The 18,445-nt window shown below is 54.5% G+C and carries 18 protein-coding genes; 11 read left to right on the top strand and 7 right to left on the bottom strand.

The features are described 5' to 3' along the window. The first annotated feature begins 28 nt into the window (after positions 1-28). The 7 genes from D7D48_RS00145 (at position 29) to D7D48_RS00115 (ending at position 5,634) form a co-directional block, all read left to right on the top strand. Positions 29-547 (top strand): response regulator transcription factor, encoded by a 519-nt coding sequence (locus D7D48_RS00145; RefSeq protein ID WP_125229381.1) that lies wholly within the window; start codon positions 29-31, stop codon positions 545-547. Positions 548-596: 49 nt separating this feature from the next. Then, complete coding sequence (locus tag D7D48_RS00140) at positions 597-932, top strand: hypothetical protein (protein ID WP_125229380.1); 336 nt, start codon at positions 597-599, stop codon at positions 930-932. A gap of 52 nt (positions 933-984) precedes the next feature. Continuing rightward, complete coding sequence (locus tag D7D48_RS00135) at positions 985-1,407, top strand: hypothetical protein (protein ID WP_125229379.1); 423 nt, start codon at positions 985-987, stop codon at positions 1,405-1,407. Positions 1,408-1,481: 74 nt separating this feature from the next. Next, positions 1,482-2,882 carry a glycosyl transferase family protein gene (locus tag D7D48_RS00130; RefSeq protein WP_245964282.1) on the top strand — a complete coding sequence of 467 codons (1,401 nt, stop codon included), beginning with the start codon at positions 1,482-1,484 and terminating at the stop codon, positions 2,880-2,882. A gap of 371 nt (positions 2,883-3,253) precedes the next feature. After that, entirely contained in the window at positions 3,254-3,907 is a 654-nt protein-coding gene (locus D7D48_RS10475) for a hypothetical protein (protein WP_125229378.1), read from the top strand. A 51-nt stretch (positions 3,908-3,958) separates the two neighbouring features. Beyond that, positions 3,959-4,873, top strand: coding sequence for a sulfite exporter TauE/SafE family protein (locus tag D7D48_RS00120; protein ID WP_125229377.1), 915 nt, complete (start codon positions 3,959-3,961; stop codon positions 4,871-4,873). Next, positions 4,870-5,634, top strand: a complete 765-nt coding sequence (locus D7D48_RS00115) for a TIGR02186 family protein (protein WP_185739732.1) — start codon at positions 4,870-4,872, stop codon at positions 5,632-5,634. Before D7D48_RS00120 ends, D7D48_RS00115 begins: the two co-directional genes overlap by 4 nt. Before the next feature lie 42 nt (positions 5,635-5,676). On the opposite strand, the gene metH is transcribed toward D7D48_RS00115, so the two are convergent. The 4 genes from metH to D7D48_RS00095 are packed head-to-tail and all read right to left on the bottom strand — an operon-like array spanning position 5,677 to position 11,303. Then, positions 5,677-8,301, bottom strand: a complete 2,625-nt coding sequence (gene metH, locus D7D48_RS00110) for a methionine synthase (RefSeq protein ID WP_125229376.1) — start codon at positions 8,299-8,301, stop codon at positions 5,677-5,679. A gap of 22 nt (positions 8,302-8,323) precedes the next feature. Continuing rightward, positions 8,324-9,370: a homocysteine S-methyltransferase family protein gene (locus D7D48_RS00105; protein WP_125229375.1), complete on the bottom strand. Its 1,047-nt coding sequence runs from the start codon at positions 9,368-9,370 to the stop codon at positions 8,324-8,326. Next, positions 9,367-10,308, bottom strand: a complete 942-nt coding sequence (gene metF, locus D7D48_RS00100; protein WP_125229374.1) for a methylenetetrahydrofolate reductase — start codon at positions 10,306-10,308, stop codon at positions 9,367-9,369. The genes D7D48_RS00105 and metF overlap by 4 nt, the downstream gene beginning before the upstream one ends. Continuing rightward, positions 10,305-11,303 (bottom strand): ArsR/SmtB family transcription factor, encoded by a 999-nt coding sequence (locus D7D48_RS00095; protein ID WP_125229373.1) that lies wholly within the window; start codon positions 11,301-11,303, stop codon positions 10,305-10,307. Before D7D48_RS00095 ends, metF begins: the two co-directional genes overlap by 4 nt. Before the next feature lie 239 nt (positions 11,304-11,542). On the opposite strand from D7D48_RS00095, the gene D7D48_RS00090 reads away from it, so the two are divergent. Next, positions 11,543-11,794, top strand: coding sequence for a hypothetical protein (locus tag D7D48_RS00090; protein WP_185739731.1), 252 nt, complete (start codon positions 11,543-11,545; stop codon positions 11,792-11,794). A 104-nt stretch (positions 11,795-11,898) separates the two neighbouring features. Here D7D48_RS00090 and D7D48_RS00085 read toward each other — a convergent pair whose 3' ends face one another. Beyond that, a complete protein-coding gene (locus D7D48_RS00085) occupies positions 11,899-12,978 on the bottom strand; it encodes a serine hydrolase (RefSeq protein WP_245964281.1) in 1,080 nt (359 codons plus the stop codon). Positions 12,979-13,189: 211 nt separating this feature from the next. Next, a complete protein-coding gene (queF, locus tag D7D48_RS00080; protein ID WP_125229370.1) occupies positions 13,190-13,648 on the bottom strand; it encodes a preQ(1) synthase in 459 nt (152 codons plus the stop codon). Positions 13,649-13,809: 161 nt separating this feature from the next. Here queF and D7D48_RS00075 point away from each other — a divergent pair, with 161 nt between their 5' ends. The 3 genes from D7D48_RS00075 (at position 13,810) to metC (ending at position 17,415) form a co-directional block, all read left to right on the top strand. Continuing rightward, positions 13,810-15,333 carry a cryptochrome/photolyase family protein gene (locus D7D48_RS00075; RefSeq protein ID WP_125229369.1) on the top strand — a complete coding sequence of 508 codons (1,524 nt, stop codon included), beginning with the start codon at positions 13,810-13,812 and terminating at the stop codon, positions 15,331-15,333. Positions 15,334-15,394: 61 nt separating this feature from the next. Then, entirely contained in the window at positions 15,395-16,237 is an 843-nt protein-coding gene (gene sseA / locus D7D48_RS00070; protein ID WP_125229368.1) for a 3-mercaptopyruvate sulfurtransferase, read from the top strand. Beyond that, entirely contained in the window at positions 16,192-17,415 is a 1,224-nt protein-coding gene (gene metC / locus D7D48_RS00065; RefSeq protein WP_125229367.1) for a cystathionine beta-lyase, read from the top strand. Before sseA ends, metC begins: the two co-directional genes overlap by 46 nt. Before the next feature lie 3 nt (positions 17,416-17,418). Here the strand turns inward: metC and D7D48_RS00060 are convergent, their stop codons facing one another. After that, positions 17,419-18,288 carry a 3-hydroxyacyl-CoA dehydrogenase NAD-binding domain-containing protein gene (locus tag D7D48_RS00060; protein ID WP_125229366.1) on the bottom strand — a complete coding sequence of 290 codons (870 nt, stop codon included), beginning with the start codon at positions 18,286-18,288 and terminating at the stop codon, positions 17,419-17,421. Positions 18,289-18,445 lie beyond the last annotated feature (157 nt).

Here is an 18,445-nt window from a genome sequence, read left to right as displayed (position 1 = left end):
TATAACCTTGGTTAAGGGGGCAAGGACCATGGCCAAAATAATGCCCAAAAAGTCTTTTGTCGAAAAAAACATTTCGATGAGCGCACAGTCACCTCTTCACTTGACCGAGGGTCAAAAGGCATGCCTCCGGCTGGTGGAGCAGCACCACACTTCTAAAGAAATAGCCCGGACATTGGGCATATCTCCATTCACTGTGGATCAACGGCTTGATGCCGCAAGACGCAAGTTAAATGCTGCCAGTCGCATAGAGGCGGCCAAGATTTTCGCAGCGCTCGACCAGAACGGGATATCCCAACGGTTCGTATACGAGACGTCGATGCTTGAATCGACCGACGATGCCGGTAGCCAAAACACTCTTCCCGACGAGTGGCGGCGGAAATTGTCGAAAATACTTTCGTTCATTTCCGTGCCGCCCATCGGGGGGGAAAGACATGAATTATCCAGCAGGGAAATTCTGGTTCTTGCGCTGAATTTGGCATTTTTCAGCACGGTGGTGATGGCTTTTGTTGTTGTTGTTTTGACGGGAACGTTTCGACTGCTTCAATAAGCTGCCTCCCCATCGGTTGAAGATGCCTCGAACATGAGGAAACTTCGACATGGTACATATTGAGCATGAGACAGCCAAGCAATTGGCATTGGACATTACCTCCACACATTTGGCCATTGATAAGGCTCTCGCGGATCTCGCCACCCTTACATATTCCGTTATTGATGCATGCCGTCATTCCGACGCATCCTTGGCCCAGTCGCAGGCTGCCATTGAAGGTGTCGCCAATGGTCTCACCAAAATGGTCGATGCGCGCAAAGGATTTATGCATGCCCACCGCAAGATTGCGGTCGCGCAACGGGATAGCAACTTGCAAGAGATTAACTTTGGATGCGCTCCAGGTCCGCTAACCCGGCCGTCCGCTCTTCGGGTTGTAAACGGCTGAGTTAAGATATGCTTGCCCGTTATCGGCTAGCATAAAGAAGACAGGCAAAAGCATGGATACGATATTGCTGGCATTTTACTCTGCGCTTTTGTTGTGCGCTGCCTATGCCAGCAAAAATGGTGGCCGCACGGGGAAGGCAGGATCGGCCATCTTTATCGTGGCATCTATATCTACCGTGGCGGCGGTACGCATGAGCCCCAGCTGGGCGGGAACCTCGCTGGGGCTGTTTGCAGTCGACGCTGGGTGCCTGTTCGCGTTGGTCATGCTGGCGCTGGCCAGCAACCGATTTTGGCCAATTTGGGCATTAGGGTTTCAAATCGTCGCGGTTGCGACGCATCTTGCAACGCTGTTTATCCCCGATGTTGTACCAAAATCCTTCCAAGCACTGCTGTCTTTTTGGGCAATCCCGATATTGTGGGTGATGGTGACCGGCACGCACAAAGACCGCCAATATGAACTGAGCATAGGTCGGTAATTCACGCTTGGTGATCAATAAATTCACTTAATGGTGGGCGTGACTGAGGTTGCGGCCACAATGGGGCTGCACCTTTGTCAGAATGGATTTTGCCTTTTCTAGAAATGCTACAATATGAGCTGTTTCTGTTCAGCGCCTTCTGGATATTGATTGGCGCGATCGATGATCTGTGTGTCGACGTCATCTGGATTGGCCGCTACATCTGTCGGCGGCTGCACCTTTGCCGGCACGCGCTGCCCCTGACGGTGAACCAACTTGCAGACCCAGTTGACCATAAACGACTTGCGGTTTTTGTGCCTGCTTGGAGGGAGGCGGACGTCATTGGCGATATGCTACAAAACTGCATGCGCCAATGGTCCACATGGGCAGGTCGGTATCGCATATTCGTCGGCTGCTACCCGAATGATCCTTATACGGCGACCGCGATTATTGACGCAGCTCGTGGTAATGCCGACATCCGCCTCGTCTTAGTCGAACATGACGGCCCCACCACCAAAGCCGATTGTCTCAACCGATTATGGCGCGCATTGCGCGCAGACGAAATTGCCGAAGGATATACAGCAAAGGCCGTTATATTGCATGATGCAGAAGACTCCGTGCACGCGGATGAACTGCTGGTTTTCAATTGCTTAATATCGCGGGTGGGCGCTGTGCAATTACCGGTGATCCCAATACGCACCGCCAGCTCCCGATGGATTAGCGGTCATTATTGCGACGAATTTGCCGAAGCGCATGGCAAAAATTTGGTGGTACGCGAAACATTAGGCGCGTCCTTGCCGCTGGCCGGTGTAGCATGTGCCATTGAACGCAGGCTCATGGGACATCTTGCACAGATAAACGGCGGTAGGCCCTTCGATGCACACAGCCTGACAGAGGATTATGAACTCGGCATCAGAATGGGTGCGGCGGGCGGGCGCACCATCATGGCGCGGATATGGGACCATGAAGGCAGATTGGTCGGCACCAGATCATGCTTCCCCGATACGCTGCAAACGTCAGTGCGCCAAAAAACCCGTTGGCTGACAGGTATTGCACTGGCGGGGTGGGACAGGCTCGGTTGGAAAGGAAACATCGCGCAGAAATGGATGCTATGCCAAGATCGCAAATCGATTTTCGGAACGATTGTAGTCATCGCTGGATATATCTGCCTCTTGCTCACCGCCATATTGGCCGCTGCGCAAGTTCAAGGCTTATATCAACCACCCGCAATGCGTGCGGAAATTATCATATTGCTCTGGCTAAACTCGGCTTTTTTGCTGTGGCGGCTTGCGGTGCGTGCCGGATTTGTGGCTGCATTATACGGCCCGAAAGAGGCTTTGCTATCCGTCCCCCGAAGCATCGTCAGCAATGTCATTGCCATCATGGCTATGCGGCGCGCCTGCACCAATTATCTGCGGCATTGTTTTGGTGCGCCGCTGACATGGGACAAGACTGCGCATCACTTCATGCCTGATAAGTTGGCGCATAGCGGCTGATGCGCGGCAAGGCCTTTGGATTTGTCGCCTTATTATGCACAACTTGGGTGACTGTGCGGGTTGGATTTACCCTCATCACCGACGGCGCAAAGCAAGTCACAGCTCGGCAATATACTTCAGCTAACGCAATTGCCCAACCTGTCACTCAACTGGTCCGGGGAAGGCTGCTCGGCAATATGGCTGCAAAAACCAAAAGCGCTGCCAATAACAAAAAAGGTCGTGTTGCGGCTCTGCTCCCAGAGATCATTGAGCCTCTTTACGTTGATTCAAAACAGACAATATACAAAATCGGTGGTGATTGGGTGCCTGATGAGAAGACCCCATATCCTATATCCTCGGCCTTAGTTGAGTCCCCGAAAAAGCGCGGTTCCATGCATCCAATCCAGATATATGCGTATAGCTTCTGGCGGCAGGGCGATACAACGCCAGGGGTGCTTGGCAACGGACAATATGGCGGTAGTCAAAGCGCGCTGTTGGTGACAGTCCCGCTGCTGCGACATAAAGGTTATGGCAGCGTTACGCCTGTTTCATTTGTCGGGCGTGCGTCGGTTGCCCATAATGCCCCGCGCGAACGTGAATGGGCCACGGGACTGTTGTGGCATCTATCGAACAGGTTTCCAGCACAATTATCGATAGAACAACGCTTTCGGCCAGATCGCCCCGACGTCGTTGCGGCTTTTGTATCTGGCGGACATGAAGGCGCTTCATTGCCCTTGGGCTTTGCGCTCGACGGATATGGACAGGCCGGGTTTGTCACGGGCAAATCTGGCGGTGCATTTGCCGATGCGCAATTGCACGCATTGAAAAACCTGGCCCGCAACGAAGGCTTTTCGTTGAACGCAGGTGCCGGCGCATGGGCGGGCGGCCAAGGCAACATCATGCGGGTCGACATGGGGCCATCTGTCCGCGCGAACCTGCAGGCTGGTGCTGCATCACTGCGGCTTGACGCAAGCTGGCGCTTTCGTGTTGCGGGCAAGGCAACGCCCGGCGATGGTCCGACTGTCACCTTGTCCACCAGTTTCTAAAACGCCGCCTTTATCCTGCCGTCAAATGCCGTTAGGGTCCGGTAGTCGATCATGGATATTTATCTTCCCATAGCCAATCTGTCGGTCAACGCGCTGGTGATCATCCTACTGGGTGGCGGCGTCGGCGTGCTGTCGGGTATGTTCGGCGTCGGTGGCGGGTTCCTGACAACACCTTTGCTGATATTCTACGGTATCCCGCCAGCGGTTGCCGCTGCGTCAGCATCCACGCAAGTGACCGGAGCTAGCGTCTCGGGCGTTTTTGCACATATGAAACGCGGCGGGGTCGATTTTCAGATGGGCGGCGTGCTCGTGGTCGGCGGTATATTCGGCACGGGCGCAGGCGCAGCGATATTTGAAATATTGGAATCGCTTGGCCAGATCGATACCGTCATCAACATCCTTTATGTGCTGATGTTGAGCAGCATCGGTGGCTTGATGGCCAAGGAAAGCTTAACTAGCGTTTTGGCCGTGCGGGCAGGGAAACCGGTTGCTGCGGCCAAACGCCGACACCATCCGTTGGTCGCCAATTTGCCCATGCGCTGGCGTTTCTATCGTTCCGGTCTGTATATTTCGCCTATCGCGCCGCTGATATTGGGCTTTATCACAGGTATCATGACCATGCTGCTTGGCGTGGGCGGCGGCTTCATCATGGTCCCAGCCATGCTCTATCTGTTGGGCATGGGCGCACAGGTCGTGGTGGGGACATCCTTGTTTCAAATTTTGTTTGTAACGATGGCATCAACGATGATGCACAGCCTGACAACCAAAGCGGTTGATATCGTGCTCGCGGTGTTTTTGCTTATCGGCAGTGTGACTGGTGCGCAAATCGGCGCGCGTCTGGCGCAGCGTATGCGCCCAGAATATTTGCGTCTTTTTCTCGCCGCGATCGTTCTGCTTGTGGCCATCCGCATGGCGCTTGGCCTCGGCTGGCGTCCTGACGAAATTTACACGTTGCAGGCCCTATGATCCGCTTCTTCGTCCTTTTAATCCTTTTGCTGCCGATAAGCGCGAGCGCGCAAAATGTGCCCAAGCTGGTGCCGGATGTCTCGCAACGGCAAATCAATATTCAGTCCGGATTCACCGGCGCCGAAATGCTGTTATTCGGGGCCATCATCTACCCGCGCGGCGTGGCACCAGAGGGGCAAGTGGATGTTGCTGTTGTTCTACGCGGACCAATGCGCTCCGTAACATTACGGGAAAAGCAGAAAATTGCTGGCATCTGGGTCAACGCCGACAGCACCGATTTTCGGTCCGTTCCCGCATATTATGCCATTGCGTCGTCACGGCCGCTGAATCAAATCGTCAACAGCAAAACAGCCGCGATTTACGAGCTTGGCCTTGATCGCCTACAATTATCCCCCAGTGGGGAGGTCAACGCCACCGAACAACGACGTTTTGTCGATGGATTAGTCGATTTAAATCGCCGTAACGGCCTTTTCCGCCAAGAGGCCGGCACAGTCGAGATTACTGATCAGGTGCTATATCGCGCGCGCCTCAACATTCCATCCAGCGTGCCGGTCGGTGTCTATACGGCGGAAACATTGCTCATTCGTGATGGCCGCGTGATTGTCGCCGACGACAATGTTGAAGTCCGGATCCGGAAAACCGGGTTCGAACAATTGGTCACTATCTTGGCACAGGATTATGCGCTGCTTTATGGCGCAATGGCGGTGCTTGTCTCGCTGCTGCTCGGTTGGTTTGCCGGATTTGTTTTCAACCGGCTATAAACCATTCCCGAAGCGCGCTTTGGGTTAGGACAACTGAAATCCTTATTCGTTGAGATTGGGCCGCAAATATTGCCGTGCACGGTCAAGGTTCAACCCACGGCGCGCTGCATAATCTGACACCTGATCATCGCCAATACGCGCGACACCAAAATATTCAGATTGCGGGTGACCAAAATACAGACCGCTCACAGCAGCGGTCGGCAACATGGCAAAGCTTTCGGTCAAGGCGATGCCCGTCGTGGATGTCGCATCCAACAGATCGAACAATGTCGGCTTCAGGCTATGGTCTGGACAGGCTGGGTAGCCAGGTGCTGGCCGTATACCGCGATACTCTTCACGGTTCAGTGCCTCAGGCGTGAATTGTTCATCGGGGGCATAGCCCCATAGATCTTTGCGGACATGTTCGTGCATCCGCTCGGCAAAGGCCTCCGCCAAGCGGTCAGCCAACGCCTTCAGCATGATGTCCGAATAATCGTCGATATTGGCTTTGAACCCCGCCAGATGCGTTTCGATACCATGGCCTGTAGTCACTGCAAATCCGCCAATCCAATCGCCATCGCGGCTGATGAAATCGGCCAAGCACATGTTCGCTTTGCCTTCGCGCTTCGTGATTTGCTGGCGCAAGAACGGCAAGCGGACATGCGCCTGCGTCTTGTCGTAATAAACAAGCACATCGTCGCCATCGCGCCGACAGGGCCACAGGCCAGCCACACCCTTGGCGCGTAACCATTTCTCGTTGATGATCTTGTCGAGCATCGCATTGGCATCGGCAAACAAGTTGGTCGCGCTTTCACCGACAACTTCATCCGTCAAAATCGCGGGATAATTACCGTGCAATTCCCACGCGCGGAAAAAGGGGGTCCAATCGATATAGTTGCGCAGGTCAGCCAGATCCCAATCATCATAGACATGAACGCCCGGCTTTTGCGGCGCCGCTGGTTTTAGACTTTCATCTATTTCAAAGGCATTGGCGCGCGCTTCTTCCAACGTAGCGAGCGGCTTCGCCGTCTTGCCCGCGCGGGCATCGCGAATATGACTGTATTCGGCGCGGGTGTCGGCAACGAACTTGTCCGCCATAGTGTCGCTGACCAATGTACCGGCGACCCCGACAGCGCGCGAGGCATCCAGCACATGAATGACGGGGCCAGAATAGACGGGTTCAATGCGCAAGGCCGTATGCGTTTTCGAGGTGGTAGCGCCGCCGATCATCAACGGCATCGACATGCCCGCTTTTTCCATTTCCTCGGCAACGGTCACCATTTCGTCGAGCGAAGGGGTGATAAGGCCCGACAGCCCGATCATATCGGCATCATGTTCGACCGCTGCTTGCAAGATTGTCGGCCACGGAACCATGACGCCGAGATCGACAATCTCAAAGCCATTACATTGTAAGACAACGCCCACAATGTTCTTGCCAATGTCATGCACGTCGCCCTTCACGGTCGCCATGATGATCTTACCCTTGCCTTTGGCACCAGCCTCTTTTTCGGCCTCAATATAAGGGAACAGATGCGCGACCGCTTTCTTCATCACGCGCGCAGACTTCACCACTTGCGGCAGGAACATACGGCCTGACCCAAACAGGTCGCCCACGACATTCATGCCGTCCATCAACGGCCCTTCAATCACCTCAATCGGGCGACCGCCAGACGTTTTGATGGCCAGTCGCGCTTCTTCGGTGTCCTCGACGATATGGGCATCGATGCCCTTGACCAAGGCATGCTCCAACCTTTTGGTCACAGGCCAGCCGCGCCATTCAGCCTCGGCTTTTTCCTGTGCAACATCAGTACCGCGATATCTTTCGGCTAGCGCGATCAGGCGCTCAGTCGCATCAGGGTCGCGGTTGAGGATGACATCTTCGCACGCCACGCGCAGTTCTGCGTCAATGTCATCGTAAATGTCCAACTGCCCGGCATTAACGATGGCCATGTCCAAGCCAGCAGGAATAGCGTGATAGAGGAAGATGGAGTGCATTGCACGGCGCACGGGTTCATTGCCACGGAAGCTGAAAGACAGGTTGGAAAGCCCGCCCGAATAATGCGCATGTGGGCATAGGATACGCAATTCCCGTACCGCCTCGATAAAGTCGACACCGTAATTATTATGCTCCTCAATCCCCGTTGCCACAGCAAAGATATTGGGATCGAAGATAATGTCCTCCGGCGGAAAGCCGATGCCGATCAGCAAGTCATACGCACGTTTGCAAATCTCGACCTTGCGCGCTTGCGTGTCAGCCTGCCCGGTTTCATCGAACGCCATGACCACAACCGCAGCACCATAAGCCATGCAGAGGCGCGCGTGATGCAAGAAAGCCTCTTCGCCTTCTTTCATCGAGATCGAATTCACAATGGGCTTACCCGAAACGCATTTCAGCCCGGCCTCAATCACGCTCCATTTGGAGCTGTCGATCATTAACGGGACGCGCGCAATATCGGGTTCCGCCGCGATGCGCTTGATGAAAGTGGTCATCGCTTCATGCGCGTCCAGCAGGCCTTCATCCATGTTGATATCAATAATCTGCGCGCCATTTTCGACCTGGTCGCGTGCCACCTCAACCGCGGCTTCATAATCGCCTGCGAGGATCAATTTTTTGAACTTGGCACTGCCTGTGACGTTGGTGCGCTCGCCAATGTTGACGAAGCGGGAAGAGGACGTGGTGGAGGACATTTTTTGTTCTGCTTTATAAGGTTCAAGCGGCCATGACGAAGGGTTCAAGCCCCGCCAGCCGGGTGACAATATCTGCCTTGGGAATGGCGCGCGGTGCACGATGCGCCACCGCCTTGGCAATTGCGGCGATATGCGCAGGCGTGGTGCCGCAACAGCCGCCAACGATATTCACCAACCCATCGTCAAGCCATTGCCCAATCAATTGCGCCGTGGTTTCGGGTAGCTCATCATATTCCGCCAAATCGTTAGGCAGGCCTGCATTGGGGTAGGCCATCACAAGCGTGTCGGCTTGTTTGGACAAGGCAGCCAGATGCGGTCGCAACAGATCTGCGCCAAAGGAGCAATTCAACCCGATGGTCAGCGGTTTGACATGGCGGATCGCAGCCCAGAATGCTTCCACTGTATGGCCTGAGAGATTCCGGCCTGCCATATCGGTAATGGTCATGGATATCATCAACGGTACATCGCGCCCACAGGCTGCAGCAGCCTCTTGCGCCGCCATCGCCGCGCATTTGGCGTTGAGCGTGTCGAAAATGGTTTCGATTAACAGGAAATCGACACCACCTTCAATCAACGCGTCGCATTGTTCGCGATAGACATCTTTCAGATAATCAAAGTCTATCTCACGATAGCCGGGGTCGTTGACATCAGGCGACAAGGACAGGGTTTTGTTAGTCGGGCCAATCGATCCCGCGACGAACCGCTTTATGCCATCTTTCGCCTCTGCCGCGTCGCAACAGGCGCGGGCTAGCTTCGCTGACTCCATGTTCAACTGCCGTACCAAATGTTCGCAGCCATAATCGGCCATGCTGATTTTGGTTGCGCTGAACGTGTTGGTCTCGATCATATCAGCGCCAGCGTCGAGATAGGCGCTATGGATTGCGCCAACGACATCCGGACGCGTGATCGACAATAGGTCATTATTGCCCTTTTGATCATGCGTCAGTTCAAGCTCGCCGCGATAATCCGCCTCGGACAATTTATAGCCTTGGATCGCGGTGCCATAGCCCCCGTCGAACACCAATATCTGTTGCGCCGCGCGGGCGACGAAGGTTTCACGCGCGCTCATGCTGCGGCCTTTTGCGCTAAAGCAGTGGGTCGCTTGCCCAGCAAATGGCAAATGGCGTAGGACAATTCGGCACGGTTTAACGTGTAAAAGTGAAATTCCCGAACACCGCCTGCATATAATTTCCGGCACATTTCGGCCGAAACAGTAGCCGCCACCAATTGCCGTGCGGACGGATGATCATCCAATCCATTGAACACGTCCGCCATCCAATCAGGTATCGCCGTGCCCGTCAGATGCGACATACGGGTAATCGCGGCGAAGTTCGACACAGGCATGATACCCGGCACAATCTCTGCATCAATACCGGCCGCTGCAACCGCATCCCGGAAACGGAAGAAAGTTTCGGGTTCAAAAAAGAATTGTGTAATCGCGCGGCTCGCGCCGGCATCCAGCTTGCGCTTCAGAAAATCAATGTCTGAAGCTGCTGAAAGGGCCTCGGGATGGGTTTCGGGATAGGCGCTGACCGATATTTCAAACGGATGCAGTTTGCGCAAACCTTCGACCAATTCCGCAGCGCTGGCATAGCCGTCGGGATGTGGCACAAATTTGCCGTCAGAATTAGGGGCGTCCCCGCGCAGTGCGACAATATGGCGAACCCCGGCTTCCCAATAAGCGTTGGCGACATCAGCAATTTCGCTCTTGGATGCTTCAACACAGGTTAAATGAGCGGCAGCCGGAATTTGGGTTTCGCGGGCAATACGCGCAACCGTGTTATGCGTGCGTTCGCGGGTTGTCCCGCCTGCACCATAAGTGACCGAGACAAAGCGTGGCCCCAGCGGTGATAGGGTCACGACCGAATCCCATAATTGCTCTTCCATCTTTTCCGTTTTAGGCGGGAAGAATTCGAAACTGATCTCGCAATCACCGGGAAGCCCCGCAAAAAGGGGAGAGGCAATAGCCCTGCTGGCCTCCTGCATCTGTGCAAGTGGGAGAATCATGCGACGATCCTTAAATTGTTTTTGGGGTTGATGTTATTCGTGGGGCGCGGTTGCTGGGCCGAGATTTTTTCGCCCATCCAGACTTTGACCACCAATGCGCCAGCTTCAAGTGCGGTTTGGTGCACCATCTGGAGGCCGTGATTGGTAAATGCCTTTTTCATGAATTCATCCGAAAAGCCAAGGCGGGCATGGGCATGGACCGTGCGGAGTTCTTCTAGATCATGCGCCGCAAAATCAACAATCACGAGCCGGCCACCGGGTGCAAGCGTGCGGATTGCTTCGGCGATGACAGCTTCGGGGTGCTGGGCATAATGCAAGACTTGGTGGAAGATGACCGTGTCAAATTCACCATTCCCCACGGGCAGCATGTTGAAGTCGCCTAGCTTTATATCAACTTTACTAGCGATTTCGGGACTTAAATTGGCAATTTTCGCCCGCGCCAGCCGGAGCATTTCGGGGCTGCTATCTATCGCCACAAGCCGACTGGCGTCTGCTGCGAACAATTCAACAATGCGCCCGGTGCCCGTGCCGACGTCAAGAACGCGGCCCAAGGGGGCGCTGTGCAGAACTTGCGCCAAGCGCGCCTCAACTTCCGAATCGGCAATGTGTAATGATCTCAGTGAATCCCACTCATCCGCATGCGCTGCAAAATAATGTGCCGCCATGGCGGTGCGCGCGTTGCGGACTTCATCCAGTCGCAGTAGATCCCGCTGGAACGCCTTTGCCTGCGAGACATCAGCCTCTGCTAGTAAAGATGCGAGCGAGCCGTCCGTTAACAGGCCACTTGGCCTTAAAAATACCCAACTTCCTTCCTTGCGACGCTCCAAAAGCCCCGCCTCATCCAGAATACGGATATGCCGGGATACACGGGGCTGGCTTTGGTCGAGTATCTGGACCAATTCACCCACAGACAGCTCCAACCGACGCACTAGAAACACGATTCGTAATCGCGTAGGGTCGGCCAAGGCCCGCATGATATTTAATAAATTGATCATTTGTTAGGGATATAAAGAATTCTTTATATCAAGTCAATCCGCACAAATTCGCCACATTTTCTACCGTTATAGTAGACATAAGTCCAAATCAGCTAGATAACCTTTTGCTGAAGTGAAAAAGCGCATTGCCAGCGAATTATGAACGAGCTAGAGGGCTTTTCGCAGGCAAGCTGCAAATCTTGCAACGTGCCTGTCAGGTTTTCATAAGTTTTGCTAGGGGGTTTCCCATATGAAGAAAATTGCTGTATCTCTCGTTCTTGCCGCTTCGCTCGGTTTGGCCGCTTGCTCAGGTGCTGAAGAAGCAACAACAGAAGCAACAACAGAAGCTGCTGACGCCGCTGTTGAAGCACCAGCTGCTGACGCTGCTGCAACTGACGCTGCTGCTGCAGACGCTGCTGCACCTGCTGCTGACGCTGCTGCACCTGCTGCAGAAGCTGGCGCCGCTGCAGACGCTGCGAAAGAAGCTGCGAAGTAATATTCGCGCTTTCTAAACGAAAGCATTTTGATAAGGGCTGTCCTGTTTACAGGGCGGCCCTTTTCTTTGTCTGCGGCACAGATGGGCTATGTCTTTGCTAAACAGAATGCGTGTCGGCGATTATTGTCCGTGATATGTAGCAACCGTACGTGACACAAACTGCATGAATGCCATGCGCTGCGGAATAGATGCGGTGGTGCTGCCCATCATAACAGCCACTGCATAGCGTGTCCCGTCAGGTGCCGTCATTAGGCCGATATCATTATAGCCCGTTGCAACCGGTGGCAGAATTTGCCCCGTGCCTGTCTTGTGCACAAACTGCCAGCCCGCAGGCACCCCTGCCTTCAGCCGGTTCGGACCACTTGATGTGCGTGACATTATCCCCAAAATAAGGCGCGTCGATGCAGGAGAAAGCAATTCGCCCTTTGCCAATTTCGCAAGTGCGCGGACAATCGCCTCAGGACTAGCCCCGTCGATGGGATCGGCAAGATAGCGATCCAATGCTGCTTTCCGTGTCGCCAAAGGCACCTCTGCACGCGCAGCATAAAAGCGCTGTCCAATCGCATATTCTTGGCGCCATTCCAGCCCTGCTATCGCGCTTTGCATCGCACGCTCCCCTGGTCCAAAGCGAATGGCACCCAATTTTTTACGCAGCAGGAAATTTTGCACAGCCTGCGGACCACCCGCCGTGCGTAGCAGAGAATCATTGGCGGTGTTGTCGCTGCCGATAATCGCTTGTTCGAGAAGCGACAGCACCGTGACGTCAATCTCGCCATTAGCGATAACGCGGTCCCGAATGGGTTGATGAAAGACCGCAAGGTCATCGCGCGTGATACGTATTTTTTGGTCCAGGCGGATTTTCCCTTGGTCGACCAAGTCCAAAATCGTCAGTGCCACCCATGTTTTGGATACGCTTTGTTGGGGAAAAAGCTCATCTGCGCGTTTGCCGGTTATCCATTCGCCACCATCAATACGCATAATAGCAACGCCCGTGCGGCCAGGAAAAGCGCGCCATTGGTCATCTAGAAGATTTTCCAATCCGACAGGTGCGCGAACAACCGACGGACGAACCGGAAGGGCGGGCGTCGTAGGCTTTTGCGAAGGCAGTGCATTTTTCGCGGCTGGCGCAGGTGTTCGTGATGGTGCGCGTTCTGCAGCAACGCATGCCGACAACAGGGACAATATCGCCAATGAGGCCATGCCTTTGCGGCCGAAACTTTGGATACGGTTTCCTCGAACTTTTAAGATATGGGCCATGCAGAAGTGATAAAGCAGGCCCTCAGTCGAGAACAGCATTTACCGATTTTTTGCGACGAACGATTCTTGAGCGTCGACGAGATGAGGAACTAGCATGCGGCAACGGTGAACTGCATGGCTACTGACACATAATTTAGCGGGCCGAATATCTATCCTAGCCGCGGCCGCGATAGGGCTGAACACCTTGATCGGGGATCCACAAACCCTTGGGCGGCTCGCCGGATTGCCAGAACACATCAATCGGTATGCCGCCGCGCGGATACCAATAGCCGCCGATCCGCAACCAATGGGGCTTCATTTCCGAGAAAAGACGCTGGCCGATGCCAACGGTGCAGTCTTCATGAAAGGCAGCGTGATTGCGGAATGAACCCAAGAAAAGCTTTAATGATTTTGATTCTACGATAGTCGCATCTGGCGCATAATCGATCACCAAATGCGCAAAATCCGGCTGTGCCGTGACGGGGCAGAGCGAGGTAAATTCAGGCACTGCGAAGCGCGCGAGATACAGCGTGCCTGGGCGTGGATTGGGCACATAATCCAGTTGCGCTTCTTCTGGCGTTTGGGGCAGCGCGCTTTGCGCACCAAGAAATTTAGGCTTTAATATATCAGTCATGATGCCGCATTTAGCCGTTTCGCGGCGCGAAGCAAACGGGTGATGCCAGATATCGCCAATGACACGGGAATAAATATAGCAGGCGCCATCCAAACAGCACGCCTTTGTCTTTCTGGAAACCCTGTATCGTCCTTGCATGCGCCCCGCGCTATGGCGCCAACATGACAATTTTGATTCCCATATTTGGTGACCAACTCAGCCACGGCCTGTCCTCTTTGACGGGGCAGGACAAAAAAGCATGCGTCATCTTGATGGCGGAGGTGGACGAAGAAACGGAATATGTACCACACCATAAATCCAAAATGGCGTATATTCTCTCTGCTATGCGCCACCATGCCGAGGATCTGGGTGCGGCAGGCTGGACGGTCGATTACGTAAAACTAAGCGATGCAAATAATAGCGGGAGCCTCACCGGGGAAGTTGCGCGCGCCATTGAGCGGCGCAAAATCTCCGCGCTGCGTGTGACAGAAGCGGGCGAATGGCGCGTAAAGGCCATGCTCGATAGCTGGCCCGACCGCTTTGATATTCCGGTAACCATCCTGCCCGACGATAGATTTTTGTGCACCCATGGCGAATTTGAAAGCTGGGCCAAGGACCGCAAGCAATTGCGCATGGAATTTTTCTATCGCGATATGCGCCGCAAGTCCGGCTTTCTCATGAACGGCGATGTGCCCGAAGGTGGGCAATGGAATTTTGACGCTGAGAATCGCAAGCCCGCCAAGCGCGACCTGACTATGCCAAAGCCGCTGCATTTTCCGCCCAATGCCGTGACGAAAGAGGTCATCCAGATGGTCGAGGATCGTTATGGGGATAACATAGGACTGACGGACACATTCGGCTTTGCGGTGACCCGTGCAGATGCATTGCGGCAGCAGCAACATTTCCTGGCGTATGCTTTGCCCTATTTTGGCGATTATCAGGACGCGATGCTCACGGACGAGCCGTTTTTATGGCACTCGATCCTCTCCCCCTATATCAACTCGGGTTTGCTTGACCCGCTAGAATTGTGCCGCGCGGTTGAGATGGAATATCGGGCTGGAAAGGTTCCGATTAATGCAGCCGAGGGCTTTATCCGGCAAGTCATTGGCTGGCGCGAATATGTGCGCGGCATTTACTGGCATGCTGGCCCCGAATATGTGGACAGCAACGCGCTGGACGCAACGCGATCTCTGCCCGAATTTTACTGGACGGGCGAAACCGACATGCATTGCCTATCGCAAGCCATTGGCCAGACAATCGCGCATAGCTACGCGCATCATATTCAGCGGCTGATGATCACCGGCAATTTCGCTTTGTTGGCGGGGTTGGACCCCAAACAGGTGCATACTTGGTATCTCGCGGTCTATGCTGATGCCTATGAATGGGTAGAATTGCCCAACAGTCTGGGCATGAGCCAGTTTGCCGATGGCGGCATGCTCGCTTCCAAACCTTATGCGGCGAGCGGCGCTTATATCAATCGCATGTCCGATTATTGCACACATTGCCGTTATGACGTGAAGCAACGCATTGGACCAAAAGCATGCCCTTTCAACGCTTTATATTGGGAATTCATTGCACGCAACGAAGGGGAATTGCGCAAAAACCCACGCATGGCAATGCCATATAAAAATTGGGACCGGATGGCGGATACAGATAAAGTAAAGCTTCGGACACAGGCGCAACAATTTCTGGAAACGCTTGGATAGTTTGTAAAAGCGGCTTATCCTGCCCCGAATAAGAATCAAACATGCGGGCAAGGACGACATCATGGAATTGTTAGTAAGCACCGATTGGTTGGCGAATGAAATCGGCGCGTCCGACCTTCGCGTCGTCGATGCAACATGGTTTATGCTCGATGCGGGTCGCAATGCGCAGGCAGAATATGAAGGCGGGCATATTCCATCGGCCGTGTTCATGGATTTGGAAGAGCTTGCTGACGCCAATAGCAGCCTGCCAAACACATTACCGCCACCCGAAAAATTCGCGAGCCGTATGCAATCGCTTGGGCTTGGTGATGGCAGCCGTATCGTTGTGTATGATGACAGCCCCTTCAAGTCTGCTACCCGCGCGTGGTGGATGCTCACGCTATTCGGTGCGCATGATGTGGCAATTCTCGATGGCGGCATCGCCAAGTGGAAGGCTGAAGGCCGGCCATTGGAGGCAGGTAAGCCCAATTTGCGCCACCGCCACTTTACGGTGTGGAAAGATGACAAGGCCGTGCGCAACAAGGCCGACATGCTAGCCAATTTGCACAGCAAAGACGCAGTTGTGGTCGATGCACGCGGTGCTGGCCGCTTTACGGGTGAAGAGGCCGAGCCACGGCCCGAAATGGCTTCGGGACATATTCCGGGCAGCCGTAACTTACCTTTTGGTCAGCTTTTCAAAGCAGATGGAACATGGAAGCGCGGCGCGGAATTGACTGGGGCCTTTACCGACGCAGGCGTGGATCTGAACAAACCGATGATCACCACTTGCGGGTCCGGCATGACGGCGGCGGTTGTTCTGTTTGGCGCACGCATGACCGGCAAAACCGATGTGGCGTTATATGATGGAAGCTGGTCCGAATGGGGCCTCGACGCGAACACCCCAAAAGCGCAGGGTGCGGCTTGAGCTCTGACAAGCCCCAAAAGCCCTCTACGAAAATAGTCACCGCGGGACGACGGGAAGCGTTAACTGGCCCCGTTGTCAACGCCCCCATTTGGCGCGCGAGTACGCATTTATACCCCAATGTCGCCGCGCTTGAAGCTGGCAAGACGTCGAACGAAGATGGTCGCTTTTTCTACGGGCGGCGCGGGTCGCCGACGCAGTGGTCGTTGGCTGAGGCGCTCACAGAGATGGAGCCCGGCGCACATGGAACGATGCTTTACCCCTCCGGTGTAGCTGCTATTGCCTGCGCATTGTTATCGGTCTTAAAAGCCGGTGACATCTTGTTAATGACGGACAATGCTTATGATCCAAGCCGCTCTTTGGCCGACGGATTTCTGAAGCGTTTCGGGGTTGAGACGCGCTATTTCGACCCGCTTACCACTGACTATGACACATTATTTTGTGACCGTACTAAGGCGATCTTGTTGGAATCGCCCGGAAGCCTGACCTTTGAGGTGCAAGATATTCCCGCCATATGCGCAGCGGCCAAAAAAAATAATGTTGTCACTGTGCTCGACAACACTTGGGCGACATCTTATTTCCACACGGCGCTCGATAAGGGCATCGATATGGCAATCTTATCATGCACCAAATATATTGTGGGCCATAGCGACGTCATGATGGGCAGCGTCACCACGCATGCGAAATATTGGACGCGATTGCGCCAAACCGCGCAACAGCTTGGCCAGACAGTGTCCCCAGATGATGCCTATCTCGCCAGCCGCGGCCTACGCACCTTATCCGTGCGGATGAAGGCACATGCGGCGTCGGCGCTCCAGGTTGCGCGATGGTTACAAACACAGCCAGACGTTGCAAACGTCTTCCACCCCGCACTGCCAGAATGCCCGGGGCACGAAATTTGGAAGCGTGACTTTACCGGCGCGTCAGGCTTGTTTTCGTTCATTCATAAGGGCGACGCCGCCACTGCCGCCGCCTTTGTAGACGCCCTCGGCCTGTTCGGCATCGGCTATAGCTGGGGTGGCTTTGAAAGCTTGGCTTTGCCCGTCCAGCCTGAAAAATACCGGTCGGCCGTGGCTTGGGAAAAAGACGGCACGCTCATTCGGCTGCAAATCGGTTTGGAAAACACCGACGATTTGATCGCTGATCTTGAGGCAGCTTTTGTGAAGGCGCGACGCGCGTAAGCCTCAGCGTGTCGGCACGGGCACGTCCCCGGAATAATCGTAAAATCCGCGCTTCACCTTGCGGCCATACCATCCGGCTTCCACATATTTTTGTAGCAAGGGCGCAGGACGGAATTTGGGATCACCCGTCGATTGAAACAGCACATTGGTGATTTCAAGACAGGTATCGAGCCCGATAAAATCCGCCAAAGTCAAAGGTCCCATCGGGTGATTGAGGCCAAGCTGGCACGCGGTATCGATATCACGCATGTTGGCCACGCCTTCACCAAGCGCAAAGATTGCTTCGTTGATCATCGGCATCAAGACGCGGTTGACGATGAAGCCCGGCGCATCATTGGCAAAGACCAATTGCTTGCCCAGCGCCTCGCCATATTGGCGCACGACGTCGACAGTGGCGTCGGTGGTCGCAAGCCCGCGAATGATCTCAATCAGGCCCATGACGGGCACGGGATTGAAGAAATGGACGCCAATAAAGCGTGTGGGGTCGGGCGATGACTGCGCCAGCCGCGTGATGGGAATGGATGATGTGTTCGATGCCAGAACCGCTTGCTCGCTAAGAACTGCACCCACCGCCTCAAATATCTTGCGCTTAATGTCCTCACGCTCAGTCGCAGCTTCGATGATCAACCCTGCATCCGCCATGGGTGCATAGCTGGCGACGGGTTCAATGCGTGACAATAATGCGTCGGCTTCGTCCTGCCCCATTTTCTCTTTGGCAACCAGCCGGGCAAGCGCCTTTGCAATGCACGCTTTGCCTGCTTCGGCCTTGGCAAGGTCAAGGTCCGATAGATAGACATGATAGCCAGCAGCAGCACTCACTTGCGCAATGCCTGCGCCCATTTGACCCGCCCCGATGATACCAACTGCACGCATTTTTTTGCTCCGATTTCTTATATATCTCGGCTCTAGCGAACGCCATGCCCTAGCGCCAGCCTTGCGATTGTCTTATGCCTTTCGCGCGTGCACTCACAAGGGCAACGCAAGCTTGGGCTAGCGTTTCCATCAAATTCCACTTAAGCGCGGCATAAAT

This window comes from Sphingorhabdus wooponensis (assembly GCF_003933235.1).
Lineage (GTDB): Bacteria > Pseudomonadota > Alphaproteobacteria > Sphingomonadales > Sphingomonadaceae > Sphingorhabdus_B > Sphingorhabdus_B wooponensis.
Note: the sequence above shows the minus strand (reverse complement) of the source record. Positions and strands in the feature narration are given on the sequence as shown.